Below are 13,619 nucleotides of genomic sequence, written 5' to 3'. Positions count from 1 at the left end.
AAAAAGACTCAAGCGTTGAACCATCGCGCTGTTCAGGGGGTGGTCACGCGGCGTCGACATTGTCATGCTTTTTTTACGATAAGCCTGGAACGGGTTCCAGGCGCGTCGCCGGGTTCGATTCGCGCATGAGGCGCGGTGAATCCTTTCCCTTCAGCCACAGAGCTGTCATGAAATCGCGGAATCCTCCGTGCTTCCTTCATGCCCATCAGGGCGCCATTCATCTTTCCCAAAAGGAGAGTCCGACAGCCTGACCCTAGTCTGCTGTCGCTACCCACCACATGAGTCATACCACCGCTTCCTCCGACTCGCGGGCTTCTTCGGCCGGTTCTCGACTGGGTGATCCCATCGTGCTCATCTTGAGCATCGGCTTCATCATGGGCTTCGTCGCCCTGTCTGTATACGACATCGAGATGGTTGCCAACGGCATCTCGGCAGGCTTTGCCTGGACCGCCAAGACCCTGGGCAGCTATTTCCAGCTGTTGTTGCTGGCGACCTTCTTCATCGCCATGGGCATCGCCGTGTCTCCCAGCGCCAAGGCGCGTATCGGCAATCTCGAGACGCCAGAGATCAGTACCTTCAAGTGGCTGTCGATGATCATGTGCACGCTGCTCGCGGGCGGCGGTGTGTTCTTCGCCGCCGGTGAGCCGGTGTATCACTTCGTGGTGACGCCGCCGGCCTTCGACAGCGAAGCCGGGACGGCCGAGGCCATTTCAGGGGCTCTGGCCCAGTCGTTCATGCACTGGGGGCTGCTGGCCTGGGCCGTGCTGGGTACGCTGGCGTCGGTGGTGCTGGCTCATGCCCACTACGTCAAGGGACAGCCGCTGCAGCCGCGGACCCTGCTGTATCCGGTGCTGGGCGAAAAGGTCATGAAGGGGCCCTTCGGTGGCCTGGTCGACGCTCTGTGCGTAATCGCCGTGGTGGCGGGTACCGTCGGCCCCATCGGTTTCCTGGCGACTCAGGTCAGCTTCGGTTTTCATGAGCTGTTCGGTGTCAGTGAAGGCTACAGCACCCAATTGATGGTGCTTGCTGCTCTGGGGGTGGTGTACGTGACCTCGGCGGTCACCGGGATCCACAAGGGGATCCAGATCCTCAGCCGCTTCAACGTGTTTCTGGCTCTGGCGATCGCTGCGACGATCTTTATCCTGGGACCGACGCTGTTTCTGACCGATGCCTTTACCCAGGGGGCGGGCGCCTATCTGAGCTCGTTCTTCGAGATGGCGACCATGACCACCCAGACCGCACCGGACTGGTGGATGCAGTGGTGGACAGTGTTCTTCTTTGCCTGGTTTATCGGTTACGGCCCGCTGATGGCGATCTTCGTCGCTCGTATTTCTCGTGGACGCTCCATCCGGCAGATGATTCTGGCGGTGGCGGTGATGGCGCCTGTGGCCACCATGATCTGGTTCACCCTGCTGGGTGGTTCCGGCATCTACTATCAACTGAGCGGTGCCATCGATCTGACCGAGGCGCTGAACAACTTCCAGTTTGATGTCGCGACCCTGACCGTGGCCCAGGCGCTGCCCGGCGGAAGCCTGATGGCCATGGCCATCCTGCTGTTGACCACCATCTTCGTGGCGACCACTGGTGACTCCATGAGCTACGCCATTTCCGTGGTCGGTGCCGGTCACGACGAGCCCAATGCTCTGGTTCGTGCCTTCTGGGGCATCGCCATGGCGCTGATGGCCGCCATTCTGCTGAGAATGGGTGCAGGCCAGATCAGTGCCCTGCAGCAGTTTATCGTGATCACCGCCATCCCGGTGTCGCTGGTGCTGCTGCCGACATTGTGGACGGCCCCTCGGGCGGCTCGTCAGATGGCCAAGGAGCAAGGCATCCTGTAATCGGGACATCGCCTCTGTTGGCCGCGGCCTGATGGCTCTGCAGGTTGAGTCCTGATTGCGGCCTCCGCTCCATTGTCTGCCCCCGACGCTTGCGTCGGGGGCAGTTTCGTATATGGCACAGCGGTCCGGCAGTCGCTACCGGATCGGCAAGTTGTGCGTCTTCCTGCGCGAGCTTGGCTCAGCGTACCGGGTGTGTCGCTCCCGGTGCGTCAAGCTGACCTCCAAGGCCGGGGAAGGACCGCGCGACTCGTCGCCAGGCGCCGTGACTGCTACCATGACCGACTTTCGTCGATCCTCTGGAGTGCCCCCGTGAACTTGACCACGCCGGCCCTGCTGTTTCCCGCCATTTCATTGCTGTTGCTGGCCTATACCAATCGCTTCCTGACCCTGGCCGGACTGATCCGCAAGCTGGCGGAGCAGGTAAAGGAGGGGGAAGAGGATCACGTCACCCAGATCCGACTACTGCGCCGGCGCATCTCGCTGACCAAGCGAATGCAGATCGCCGGGGTTTTCGCTTTTCTGCTGTGTACCCTGTCGATGTTTGCGCTGTTCCTGTCATGGACGCCGCTGGGTATGCTGCTTTTCGGCATCAGCCTGGCATCGCTGTCGATATCCCTGGTGTTTTCGCTGTGGGAGGTGGTGATCTCCACCAACGCCCTGAACGTTCAGTTGAAGGATATCGAACTGACCGCCGAGGGACGCGCCGGACTCGACTGGAGAAAGAGAACCTTTACTCATGACGCCTGATCAAATCCTTCTGTTCTGTCGCCCGGGGTTCGAGCCGGACCTGGCCGCCGAGCTGACCGACCGCCTGCACGCTGAGTTCCTGGCCGAAGGCGAGGGCGCCAGCGTCGAGCCCCTGATGGAGGAGGGGCTGGTCAGGGTCAGAATGGACGGCGAGCACCCGGCCAATGACTTGCATCGTCGCCTGCGTCTCGACGAGCTGGTATTTGCCCGCCAGTCGTTGCTGGCCCTGCCGGAGCTCTCGCTGTCCCGGGACGATCGGCTCTCGCCCATCTTCGAGCAGCTCAAGGCCTGTGGCTGGAGCTTCGAGTCGATCTGGCAGGAGACCCCGGATACCAACGAGGCCAAGGCGCTGAGTAGCCTGTTGAAGGCGTTGGAACGCCCGCTCAACTCCCAGCTCAAGAAGCGTGGTGCCTTGCGGCGCAAGGCGGGAGGACGACGGCTGCACCTGGTCTGGCGTGACGGTGACCGGGTCCAGTTGGCGATGAGCTTTCCCGGCAATCGCAGTGAATTCCCCGGCGGCATTCGACGTCTGCGCTTCCCCCACGCCGCGCCAAGCCGCTCGACCTTGAAGCTCGAGGAGGCCTGGCATGAATTCGTGCCGCGTGACGAGTGGGACGGGCGACTCGGGGAGGGCATGCAGGCGGCGGATCTTGGTGCTGCCCCGGGGGGCTGGACCTGGCAGCTGGTGCAGCGGGGGATGCAGGTCTACGCCATCGACAATGGCCCCATGGACAAGGCCCTGATGGCCAGCGGCATGGTCGAGCATCTGCGCGAGGATGGCTTCGTGTGGGAGCCGCCGATGCGCCTGGACTGGCTGGTCTGCGACATCGTCGACAAGCCCTCGCGCGTCATCACCATGATGGAGCGTTGGCTGTTGCAGCGCTGGTGTCGCGAGGCGGTGTTCAACTTGAAGCTGCCGATGAAGAAGCGCTGGGAGGAGGTATCGCTGTGTCTTTCCGGCCTCGCGTCACGCTTGCAGGAGGCCGGGGTTCGGGCCGAGATACGCTGTCGTCACCTCTATCACGACAGGGAAGAGGTCACCGTGCACGTTCGCCTCGATTGAGACGGCGACACGGGCAGCAGATGGGCGTGGGTCAGTAGGCCGGTTCGAAGATCCGGACGTTTTCGGCCTCGGTCAGCAACGGCTGGACGTGCTGCATCACTCTTTCTCGGGCCTCGCTGTTGTACCATGCCTTCCAGGCGCGCAGATCGCGCCACTTGGTGATCATCAGACGGCGGTCGGAGCGTCCTTGTTCGACCAGGCTCTCGCCGCCGAAGAAGCCATCGGCGCCCAGCGACTGGCGCATGGCCTCTCGTGCGGCCTGCTCGTATTCTTCTTCCAGGCCCGGCATGATGCGGCGCTCGATGATGATCTTGATCATGCTTTCACTCCAACTCCGAGGTATTGATGGTGGATTCTTCCGATGCGCTGCCCGCAAGCGACAAGGAACTGGATACCAGCGGTCTGTTCTGCCCTGAACCGATCATGATGATGCACAACGCGGTGCGGGACATGAGTCCTGGCCAGGTGCTCAAGGTCACGGCGACAGATCCGGCGACCACCCGAGATGTGCCCAAGTTCTGCCAGTTTCTCGGGCACGAGCTGGTGGAGCATCGCAGTCTTGAAGATGGCTCGCACTTCTACTTTATCCGGCTGGGATGATATTGCCGAGGGAGGGGACTCAACGCTTGAGCCCCCTCCCTGGTGGTGACGCTGATCCTGACGCTCCTTCCGACGCTCCTTCTTACGTTATGGCGCGGCTTCCTCATCGTCGTCAGGCATGACCATCATGGCCAGGGCTTCCAGCGTCGCCGGGTCTTCCTGGCGAATACGATTGGCGATCTGGCGCTGGAAGAAGTACACCACCCGGTGTCGGCTGTGGCCCGGGTAGAGACAGGCGTCGCCGGGCAGCACCGGGACGGTTTCGATCAGGTTCTCGTCGGCCAGCAGGGACTCGATGGTGCCATCGCTGTACAGGCGCCAGCCGAAGACCTGCTTGAGCTGCCAGGGCGCGCCTTCCTCGTCCATGCACAGGGCGTGGGTACCCTGATGATCCGGCAGGCTCTGGATCAGGGTGGTTTCGCGGGTATCCTCGTATTCGAAGTAGGCCGCCGCGTGGGCCAGTTCCATTTCCTTGTGTTCCGGGGGCTGGTCGAACAGCTCCTCGGTTTCCGGATCACGGTAGCCGACGAAGTGACCGTGGTCCGGATCGTCGAGCTGCTCGCATGGCGTCAGCGACTCCATCCACGGGACCAGCCCGACAATATCGCCGTTCTCACGCATCCCCCAGGCCAGTATCGGCATGCCGTACAGGGTATCCGGGTGCGCGTCGAGTCGGTACACCATCTCCAGTCCATCGAGCTCCGGGGCCAGGCGAACCAGGCGTCTGCGGGCCAGTTGGCGTTGGCGCATGCTCTCCAGGTCGATGACCCGAGCGGGGCGGGGTGACAGTGGAATGCCCATGATCTCCCTCCAGCGGCTGCTTGCTTACGGCATCGCATCTCGGCCCGGGGCCGGACGCTGCGCTCTACGTCCCTGTTCTCATCAATAGCACAGACTCATCAACTAGCGTAAGTCCTCGTGGGTATCACAGCGTTGACGCCATTGCTGACGCAACCACAGGTGATCGTCTCGTACGCGCACGAAACTTGCCAGTGGCGTGGTTTCGCTGTCCAGGTCGAGCCATTGCCGGCGGTAGTCCTGAAAGGCCTGGCTGCCCGCCACATGGGCGTCCAGCAGTCGGTCCATGCCAGCGAACCAGCGTAGCGCCTGCGTCTCGAGGCGCTCAAGTGACGCTAGGGTGTCGCCTTCCTCGGGCAGCGTCGTCGTCTGTGAACATGCCGCATCAGCGCCGGTCCGGTCGTTGTCTGGGCCATGGCGGGAGGCGAGGGCGCGCTCAAGCAGTCGACTGGCTTCCTCGAGGCGTTGGCTTGCCAGCATCAGGGCGCGCATCAGCTCGGCACTCAGTGGACGATCCCGCAGGGTGGCAAGCGCCTGTTCCAGTGGCCCGGACTCTGGCGTCCACTGGCGGTCGAACTGGTGGATGACCGCTTCGTTCAGATAGCCAAGCGCCGCAAGCTGCTCGTCGACCGCCGAGAGTTCGTCGAGAGGCAGGGGGGAGCTTGCCCGCGAGAAGCTGCCGGTCCACTCCTCGGAGGAGACCAGGGCGTTGTAGCTGGCCAGCGGCAGCTGGCGTGTCTTGATGTCGGTCAGGCGAGCCAGACGCTGGCGGTCGCCCTCGGCCAGGGCGTCGGCGGCCTCGGCGTTCCAGCAGGCGCTGAGGCGGCGCCACAGACGCAGCTCGTAGAGCCAGCGCTGGCTGGGGGCGGCGGTCTTGCCAAGCTGGTTGTTGCGCTCGGCGACCAGGTTGGCGATATGGCAGCCGCGCAGGGCAAAGACGTCGAGCATGCCTTCCCTGATCGGCGGGATCTCGAGCGTCAACTGACGGCGTTCGGGGAAGTCGCCGATGTTGGCCACCGGCGCGGGCTCCGGTGGTGGCTGGTCGAGTGCCTCGGCTAGCCGCTGTTGATAGGCCAGCAGATCACGTTCCAGCGCCGAGTCGCCACAGCCCACCAGCAGCGACAGGCAGGAGGCGAGCAGCAGCGGTCGCCACCGGCCAGGACGAAAGCCGTTCATGCTCAGCCGTCCTCCGCGCGCCTGGCAACGCTTCGGGCCTTGCGTCGGAAGCGCTCACCGAGCAGCAGCGCGGCGACGGTCAGCCCCGCGATCAGCCCGATCCAGTAGCCGTGTACCCCCATCGGCTCGATCCAGTCGCCAACCCCGTAGCGTCCCAGCAGGTGGCCGCCGCCGAGGCCGACCAGCCAGTACGCCAGCAGGGTGATGAACATGATCACCCGGGTATCCTTGTAGCCGCGCAGGGCGCCGGCGAGAGCCACCTGCAGGGAATCCGATACCTGATAGAGCATCGCCAGCCCCACCAGCGACAGGGTCAGTGCCTGGACCTCGACGTTATGGGTGTAGAGCCCGACGATGGTCTCCGCCGTCAGCCACAGCAGCAGGCTGTTGAACAGCGCCACCAACAGCGCGATCAGGATGCCGTTCCAGGCCACCAGTCGCGCCAGCCGAGGGTCACCACCGCCGAGGGTGTTTCCGACCCGCACCGTCAAGGCCATACCCAGCGACAGCGGCAGCATGAACAGCACCGAGGTGTAGTTGAGCGCCACCTGGTGGGCGGCCACCACGATCTCGCCGAGGCTTGCGATAAACAGCGCGATCAGGGTGAACAGGGTGACCTCGACAAAGATCGCCACACCGATGGGGACGCCCACGTAGAGCAATTCGGCAATCATCCGGGGATTCGGACGGGTGGGCGAGTGCCACAGCTCGATACTGCCATAGGCGCGGCTCTTCTGGGTGTAGCGGATCATCGCCAGGGTCATCACCCACATGGCGATGGCGGTGGCGATGCCGCAACCATAGGCGCCCAGTGCCGGCAGGTCGGCCAACCAGCCGGGGGTGGCGTCGCCCAGCAGGCGAGTGAAACCGTCACCACCGTAGATCAGCACATAGTTGCTGGGAATATTCACGGCCAGCCCGATCAGGCTGATCCACAGCGCCGGTCGGGTATGATTGACCCCGTCGGAGAACGCTCGCAGTGCCAGAAAGATAGCGACGCCGGGCATTCCGAAAGCCACTGCGCCAACATAGTCACGAGCGCGTTCGGCTACCTCGGAGGGGACCTCCATCCAGGCGAATACCGGCGCCACCGCCAGGCGCAGCAGCAGCGCCGAGATCAGCCCCAGCACCAGGCCCACCCACAGCGCCTGGTGCACGTTGGGACGAATGCCCGCCTGGCGCCCGCCTCCCAGCAGTTGGGCGACGATCGGGGTCAGTCCCATCAGGGTGCCGGTCATGAACAGCATCAAGGGCATCCACAGGCTGGCACCGACGGAGACCGCGGCAAGATCGGTGGCGCTCTGGCGGCCAGTCATCATGATATCGACGACGCTCATGCCGGCCTGGGCCAGCTGGGCGCCACAGATGGGCAATGCCAGACGGATCAAGGGCCAGCTCTCGCGGCGGCTGGTGGCGCCGAGGCCGGTGGGGAAAGGACGCACGTTGGTGGGCTCCATGCAGAGAATACGGGCTTCTTGCCCTGGTGCCTTGAGTCAGCGGGTCGCTGTCGGGACAGACGGCCAAGAGGTGATCGCCGGGCAAGCGCCGACTCGGGGCACGGGGTACCGTGAGAGTGTACCAGCGATGCACCATCTTGGCGCCGCGCGGCCAGTTGCCAGTGCGCCAAGGCGGAGCGCTGTCATCGGTGTCTGGTCAGTCAAACCAGCGATGTCGCCAGAATCGAACGCTTCGAGAGTTTGGCTGTGCGCCAAGCCTTGGTATCCTTGCCGGCTCGCGCCAGTCGGCATCGGCCACTGTTCTCGGCAGGCGCCCTTGGCAAGCGCCCTCGCCAACATCGCTCGGTAGTGGCGTTGGTCAACAACCCGCCGCCGCTTGAGACAAACGCCCGACGTGAAGGAGCCCTCGTGGAGCACCGCCTGGAAGACGTGATCGAACTGTTCGATGGGCTGTTCCTGGGCCCCTGCAATACCCGTCTGGTGCGTGGCGGTGATGAGCCACTGTATCTGCCCGCCGACGATCAGGTGCCCTGGCATCGGGTGATCTTCGCACGGGGCTTTTTTGCCAGCGTTCTGCACGAGGTCAGTCACTGGTGTATCGCCGGGCCGCGTCGGCGACTGCTGGAAGACTACGGCTACTGGTACGAGCCTGACGGTCGCAGCGAGATGCAGCAGCAGGCCTTCGAGAAGGTCGAGGTGGCGCCCCAGGCGCTGGAGCGCATCTTCAGCGAGGCGGCCGGGCTGACCTTTCACGTCAGCGTCGACAACCTCGGCGAGGTGGAGGTCGATCGCGAAGGCTTCGCCCGACGGGTAGCAGTGCGTGCCCGCCGCTACCGTGACGAAGGACTGCCGCGCCGTGCGGCAGCCTTCGAAGCCGCGCTGCGCGGCTTCTATCGGCAAGGGCTGGCGTTGAGCGAGGCGATCGAGCTCGGACGAGAGCAGCTCGAGCCTGCCATCGCCTGATGGTGTCGGTCACTCGATGACGTCAAGATCATCGGGTAGCAGCACCCTGCCATCATAGTCGGCGCGAACCTCGTCAAGCACGCTCTCCCGCGGGGCCGAGTAGTGCAGAACATGAGTCAGCACCAGGGTGCCGGGACGCGCTTCCCGGGCCAACTCTGCCAGTTCATCGCTCAGCGTGTGGGCGTATTGATGGTAGGCCTGCCACTGCGGTGATAGTTGTTCCCACCCCTGACGGCTGATCACCTCGTGGATCAGTACGTCTGCGCCGCTTGCCTGGCGACGCACTTCCTCGGAAAGCGACGTGTCACCCGAGATCACCAGGGTCAGGTCATCGGTGACGACCTTGTAGCCGTAGGCCTGCTCCCAGTCTCCATGAGTTACCCCGAAGGCGTGGATGCTGATGCCGGGTGACTCGTGGACCAGCCCCTCCTTCTCGATTTCGGTCACCAGGGCCCTGGCCGCCGCTGGATTGGTGACAGGGCTCTTGTCGGCCAGGCGCGTATTGGTGTCCTCGGCCAGCATGGTGTAGACCCCTTGGCTCATGGCCTCGGTACCCACCGGGCCGACCACCGAGATGGGCTGTTCGCGGCGCCACCAGTAGGTGCCGAGCAGTTCCGGGTAATCCAGTACATGGTCGCTGTGGAGGTGGGTCAGAAACAGCCGCTCGATGTTCACCGGGGCGAGCGCTTCGATGCCCATTCGCTCCTGGGCCTGGCTGGCGCGCTCGACGACACCGGGGCCAACATCGAAGAGATAGGCCTCGCCATCATGGATGACCGCGACCCCCGAACCGGCCCGCTCCCCGTCGGGTACCGGGGTGCCGGTGCCCAGCATCACGATACTGGTGTCGGCCTGGGCGGCGGTGGACAGGGTTGCGCTGAAAAGGGCTGCGCTGGCCAGGGCCAGGAAGGTGGCGATGGCGCGGGGGGTAGGTCGGGGGCCGGCAAGACGACGGGGCTGGGCAAAAGACGTGGCAATGGTCGTCGTAATGCTCGTGGCAATGTTCGTAGTAATGGGCATGGGCTCACTCTCTCGAAGCTTGCTGTTCGTATAGCGCACTTAAGTTCGATTTGTTGGGAAGAACAAGCCTGGCTCGAGAGGAGGGAGGAGACCAGTCGACCAAGGTATACCGCGACCACCACACCGGGGTGACGCCAGCCGCTGCTTAGCTTCGCGCCCGCACGGGCGGTACTGCTTCGTGACCAAGCGATAGTTCGCGAGAACGCCTGAAGCCCTGGTAACAGGGTATGGAGCTATGAGTGGGCTGGTGGGAGGGCTGGCGGGAAGACTGTCGGGAGGGCTGTCGGGAGGGCTGACGGTCCGAGTCGCACCGTCAGCGGTTGCATTTCGTTTGCGGACTCAGTCGCTGTCGCTGAGTCGCTTGTGCAGATGCAACATTACCTCTACCTCCTGCTCCGGACGCATGGGCTCTAGGCCCAGTTCGGCGAACAGCTCGTTGCGGGCGCGCGCCCACTCGCCAGGATCCAGGTCGGGATAGAGGGATTCTGCCGGGGCCAGCTCGACGAAGGGGTCGAGACCGTAGGTGTCGAACAGCCGAGAGATGGCCGCCTCGTCGTCGAATACGCCGGCAGTCAGCAGGGTGGCATTGAAGTGATCGGTTTCCAGTTCACGGATCACGTCCAGCGGACTCACGCCGATGCTGGCCAGTTCCTCGCGGCTGTAGTCGCCGAGGGACACCGTCTCGGCATCGAGCCAGTCCTCGTCGGGCTGGATCAGGGTGTGCTTGATGCGGCCATCGTCGAGGCTCCAGGCGATGGCCAGGGGCAGATCGCCGTCGCCGCCGGTCTCCACGGCGATAAAGGCAGGCATGTCGCCCATGTCAGGACTCCTTGATATCGAAGAAGGCGCGGGCCGTCGCGGTGCTGCTGGCGGCAAGCTCAGCTTCGCTTTCGCCGCGCCAGTGGGCGATCTCTCGCACGATCCAGGGCAGCAGCGCCGGCTCGTGGCGGCGGCCCTTGAGCTTGGCCGGCAGATTACGCGGCAACAGGTAGGGACAGTCGGTCTCCACCATCAGTCGATTGGCGGCGATGTCGCCCACCAGATCACGTAGATGATGGCCCCTGCGCTCGTCGCAGATCCAGCCGGTCAGGCCGATGTGCAGGTCAAGATCCAGGTAGCCGTGGAGCGTCTCGCGATCCGCGGTGAAGCAATGAATCACCGCCCGTGAAATATCATCTCGCCAGGCGCCGAGGATGTCACGCATTCGGGCACCGGCGTCGCGCTCGTGCAGGAACAATGGCAGCCCCGACTCGGCAGCCAGGGCGAGTTGCGCCTCGAAGGCGCGTTCCTGTTCGGCCGGGGTCGAGAAGTTGCGATTGAAGTCGAGGCCACATTCTCCCACCGCGACCACTTGGGGCTTTTGGTGTAGCTCGGCCATGGCGGCTTCGAGCTCCGGACCCCATTCGCTGGCCTGGTGCGGGTGGATGCCGGCGGTGGCGTAAAGGCCTTCGTGGGCCTGGCACAGGGCCACCGCCTGTTCGGCATGCTCACGATCGGTACCGGTGAGAATCAGCGTCTCGACGCCGGCCGCGCGGGCACGGGCGAGGGTGGCATCGATATCGTGGGTAAAGCTCTCGTGGGTCAGGTTGGCGCCGATGTCGACCAGAGGGGCAGGCGAGTGAAAGCGCAGCGGCTCCGGCAGCGGGTTCGGCAGCGTCTCGTCTGGGGCAGGCTTGTCTGGGACGGACAACGCGGTCTCCTTGGGGCGGCTATTTCGATGGAGGCGCATTGTACCTGTGTGTCGGCGGCACAACCACGTGGTGCGGTGCTCGAGGTGGCCATGTCGCTGATCGCGTAGTCTCTGATTTTGACTCTCAGGTGGGATCGGTCATGCCAGCAGGAGGGGGGCATGAGGTACACTGTCGCGATGATCAAGCGAAGAGGTGAAGCGTGACCCTGCTACGATTGGAGCAGTTGCAACTGGCCTATGGCCACCATGTGTTGCTCGACGGTGCCGACCTGGTGCTCGAGCGGGGAGAGCGGCTGGCGCTGGTGGGCCGCAATGGCACCGGCAAGTCCACGCTGCTGAGACTGGTGGCGGGCGAGAATCAGGCCGACAGCGGCACCATCTGGCGCGCCCCAGGGCTCAAGATCGGGGTGCTCGAGCAGGACCTGCCCGAGGCCAGCGGCGAGACCATCTTTGATGTGGTGGCCCAGGGCCTGCCCGAGGCCGGCGATCTGCTGTCCGAGTATCACCATCTGGTGCAGTCCGAGGAACCGGACATGAACCGCATGGCCACGCTGCAGACGCGGCTGGAGGCCATCGACGGCTGGTCGTTCCACCAGCGGATCGATGTGGTGCTGACCCGCCTGGGGCTGCCCGAAGACGCCGAGATGTCCTCGCTGTCGGGCGGCTGGCGCCGGCGGGTGGCGCTGGCTCGGGCGCTGGTCGCCGAACCTGATCTGCTGCTGCTCGATGAGCCGACCAACCACCTGGACCTGGATACCATCGCCTGGCTCGAGGAACAGCTTGCCGCCTTTGCCGGAGCGGTGCTGTTCATCACCCACGACCGCGCCTTTCTGTCGCGTCTGGCCACCGGCATCCTCGAGCTGGATCGTGGCAAGCTCGGGCGCTATCCCGGTGACTACGCCACCTACCAGGCCCAGAAGCAGCACGAGCTCGAGGTCGAGGCCCGGGAGAACGCCGAGTTCGACAAGAAACTGGCCCAGGAAGAAGCCTGGATTCGTCAGGGGATCAAGGCCCGACGTACGCGCAACGAAGGACGGGTGAGGGCGCTCGAGCAGTTGCGCCGCGAACGCAGCCAGCGGCGCGAGCGCCAGGGCAATGCTTCGCTGACGGTAGATACCGGCGAACGCAGCGGCAAGCGGGTGGTGGAGCTGTCTCACGTCACCCAGCACTTCGAGGACGCGACGGTCATCCGTGACCTGAATATCGAGATTCAGCGTGGGGATCGTATCGGTCTGATCGGGCGCAATGGCGCCGGCAAGACCACCCTGTTGAAGATCCTGCTGGGCGAACTCGAGCCGAGCGAAGGCACGGTGCGGCTGGGGACCAAGCTTCAGGTCGCCTACTTCGACCAGCTCCGGGCCGGGCTCGAGCCTGAGCGCACCGTCTACGACAACGTGGCCCAGGGCAGTGATCGGGTCACGGTGGGTGGCAAGGACCGCCACGTGATGAGCTACCTGCAGGACTTTCTGTTCTCGCCGGAGCGTGCGCGTCAGCCGGTCAAGGCACTGTCCGGGGGCGAGTCCAACCGCCTGCTGCTGGCCAAGCTGTTCACCCAGCCGGCCAACGTGCTGGTGCTCGATGAGCCGACCAATGACCTGGACGTCGAGACCCTGGAGCTGCTCGAGGAATTGTTGCTCAACTTCGACGGCACCCTGTTGCTGGTATCACACGACCGCGCCTTCATGGACAACGTGGTGACCAGCGTGCTGGCCTTCGAAGGCAGGGGGCAGGTACGCGAGTACGTCGGTGGCTACAGCGACTGGGTCCGCCAGGGCGGCAAGTTGCCGCCGGCGCCCTGGGAGGGGGCGGCGCGCCAGCGGGTGGAGCCGACCGCGGATGACGCGGCACCGGCGCCGGCATCCAGCAAGACGGATACGGCGGACACGGCCGCAGCGCCAGCCAAGGCCAAGCCGGTCAAGCTATCCTACAAGCTGCAGCGGGAGCTCGATGGCCTTCCGGCGGAGATCGAGCGGCTGGAGTCTGAGGTGGCCGAGCTCGAGGCGGAGGCGGGCAAGCCCGACTTCTACCAGCAGCCATCCGGTGTGGTCACCGAGCGTCTGGCGTTGCTGCAGGAGACTCAGGAACGCCTCGACGCGGTCATGGAGCGCTGGATGGAACTCGAGGCCATGGCCGCCGGCGAGTAGACACGGACGCGCTCTGGCCCGTCGGCGGGGCACCGAGGAGTCGCTCGATAGGCGCCTCGCGAAAGGAGCCTTGCGAAAAAAGCTCGCCCGTCCACCGCTTGGGTGGACGGGCGAGGGCAAGCT

At 64.5% G+C, this 13,619-nt stretch carries 13 protein-coding genes and 1 pseudogene; 6 read left to right on the top strand and 8 right to left on the bottom strand.

The annotated features are described in order from the left end of the window. The first annotated feature begins 278 nt into the window (after positions 1-278). From NFH98_RS14245 to rlmM, 3 genes are all read left to right on the top strand, one after another. Positions 279-1,838, top strand: a complete 1,560-nt coding sequence (locus tag NFH98_RS14245; protein ID WP_045992980.1) for a BCCT family transporter — start codon at positions 279-281, stop codon at positions 1,836-1,838. A 309-nt stretch (positions 1,839-2,147) separates the two neighbouring features. Then, entirely contained in the window at positions 2,148-2,585 is a 438-nt protein-coding gene (locus tag NFH98_RS14240; protein WP_108449027.1) for a DUF2721 domain-containing protein, read from the top strand. Then, the gene (rlmM, locus tag NFH98_RS14235) at positions 2,575-3,648 is read left to right on the top strand and encodes a 23S rRNA (cytidine(2498)-2'-O)-methyltransferase RlmM (RefSeq protein ID WP_349622884.1); all 1,074 of its coding nucleotides are present in this window, start codon (positions 2,575-2,577) and stop codon (positions 3,646-3,648) included. Before NFH98_RS14240 ends, rlmM begins: the two co-directional genes overlap by 11 nt. Positions 3,649-3,679: 31 nt before the next feature. On the opposite strand, the gene NFH98_RS14230 is transcribed toward rlmM, so the two are convergent. After that, positions 3,680-3,967, bottom strand: a complete 288-nt coding sequence (locus NFH98_RS14230; RefSeq protein WP_045992977.1) for an antibiotic biosynthesis monooxygenase family protein — start codon at positions 3,965-3,967, stop codon at positions 3,680-3,682. A 26-nt stretch (positions 3,968-3,993) separates the two neighbouring features. Between NFH98_RS14230 and tusA the strand changes: the two genes are divergently transcribed. After that, positions 3,994-4,248 (top strand): sulfurtransferase TusA, encoded by a 255-nt coding sequence (gene tusA, locus NFH98_RS14225; protein WP_045992976.1) that lies wholly within the window; start codon positions 3,994-3,996, stop codon positions 4,246-4,248. An 87-nt stretch (positions 4,249-4,335) separates the two neighbouring features. Here tusA and NFH98_RS14220 read toward each other — a convergent pair whose 3' ends face one another. The 4 genes and pseudogenes from NFH98_RS14220 to NFH98_RS14210 all read right to left on the bottom strand — a co-directional run bounded on the left by NFH98_RS14220 (position 4,336) and on the right by NFH98_RS14210 (position 7,664). Beyond that, the gene (locus tag NFH98_RS14220; RefSeq protein ID WP_045992975.1) at positions 4,336-5,049 is read right to left on the bottom strand and encodes a hypothetical protein; all 714 of its coding nucleotides are present in this window, start codon (positions 5,047-5,049) and stop codon (positions 4,336-4,338) included. 98 nt (positions 5,050-5,147) lie between these two features. Beyond that, complete coding sequence (locus NFH98_RS21020; protein ID WP_375038301.1) at positions 5,148-5,375, bottom strand: hypothetical protein; 228 nt, start codon at positions 5,373-5,375, stop codon at positions 5,148-5,150. A gap of 85 nt (positions 5,376-5,460) precedes the next feature. After that, a pseudogene (locus NFH98_RS14215) lies at positions 5,461-6,222 on the bottom strand (DUF3080 family protein); the annotation flags it as partial. Positions 6,223-6,224: 2 nt separating this feature from the next. Next, positions 6,225-7,664 (bottom strand): MATE family efflux transporter, encoded by a 1,440-nt coding sequence (locus NFH98_RS14210; protein ID WP_315900882.1) that lies wholly within the window; start codon positions 7,662-7,664, stop codon positions 6,225-6,227. Positions 7,665-8,087: 423 nt separating this feature from the next. On the opposite strand from NFH98_RS14210, the gene NFH98_RS14205 reads away from it, so the two are divergent. Continuing rightward, positions 8,088-8,642: an elongation factor P hydroxylase gene (locus NFH98_RS14205; protein ID WP_348826851.1), complete on the top strand. Its 555-nt coding sequence runs from the start codon at positions 8,088-8,090 to the stop codon at positions 8,640-8,642. A gap of 9 nt (positions 8,643-8,651) precedes the next feature. On the opposite strand, the gene NFH98_RS14200 is transcribed toward NFH98_RS14205, so the two are convergent. The 3 genes from NFH98_RS14200 to NFH98_RS14190 all read right to left on the bottom strand — a co-directional run bounded on the left by NFH98_RS14200 (position 8,652) and on the right by NFH98_RS14190 (position 11,352). Beyond that, positions 8,652-9,662 (bottom strand): MBL fold metallo-hydrolase, encoded by a 1,011-nt coding sequence (locus tag NFH98_RS14200; RefSeq protein ID WP_348826850.1) that lies wholly within the window; start codon positions 9,660-9,662, stop codon positions 8,652-8,654. 339 nt (positions 9,663-10,001) lie between these two features. Then, positions 10,002-10,481, bottom strand: a complete 480-nt coding sequence (locus NFH98_RS14195; RefSeq protein ID WP_108133207.1) for a hypothetical protein — start codon at positions 10,479-10,481, stop codon at positions 10,002-10,004. Position 10,482: 1 nt separating this feature from the next. Further along, a complete protein-coding gene (locus NFH98_RS14190) occupies positions 10,483-11,352 on the bottom strand; it encodes a TatD family hydrolase (RefSeq protein ID WP_231498675.1) in 870 nt (289 codons plus the stop codon). Positions 11,353-11,552: 200 nt separating this feature from the next. Between NFH98_RS14190 and NFH98_RS14185 the strand changes: the two genes are divergently transcribed. Continuing rightward, positions 11,553-13,496: an ATP-binding cassette domain-containing protein gene (locus NFH98_RS14185; RefSeq protein ID WP_348826848.1), complete on the top strand. Its 1,944-nt coding sequence runs from the start codon at positions 11,553-11,555 to the stop codon at positions 13,494-13,496. Positions 13,497-13,619: the final 123 nt, after the last annotated feature.

This window comes from Halomonas sp. H33-56 (assembly GCF_040147035.1).
Classification (GTDB): Bacteria; Pseudomonadota; Gammaproteobacteria; order Pseudomonadales; family Halomonadaceae; genus Halomonas; species Halomonas litopenaei.
The sequence above is the reverse complement of the archived record's forward strand: the minus strand, read 5'-3'. Positions and strand labels throughout refer to the sequence as shown.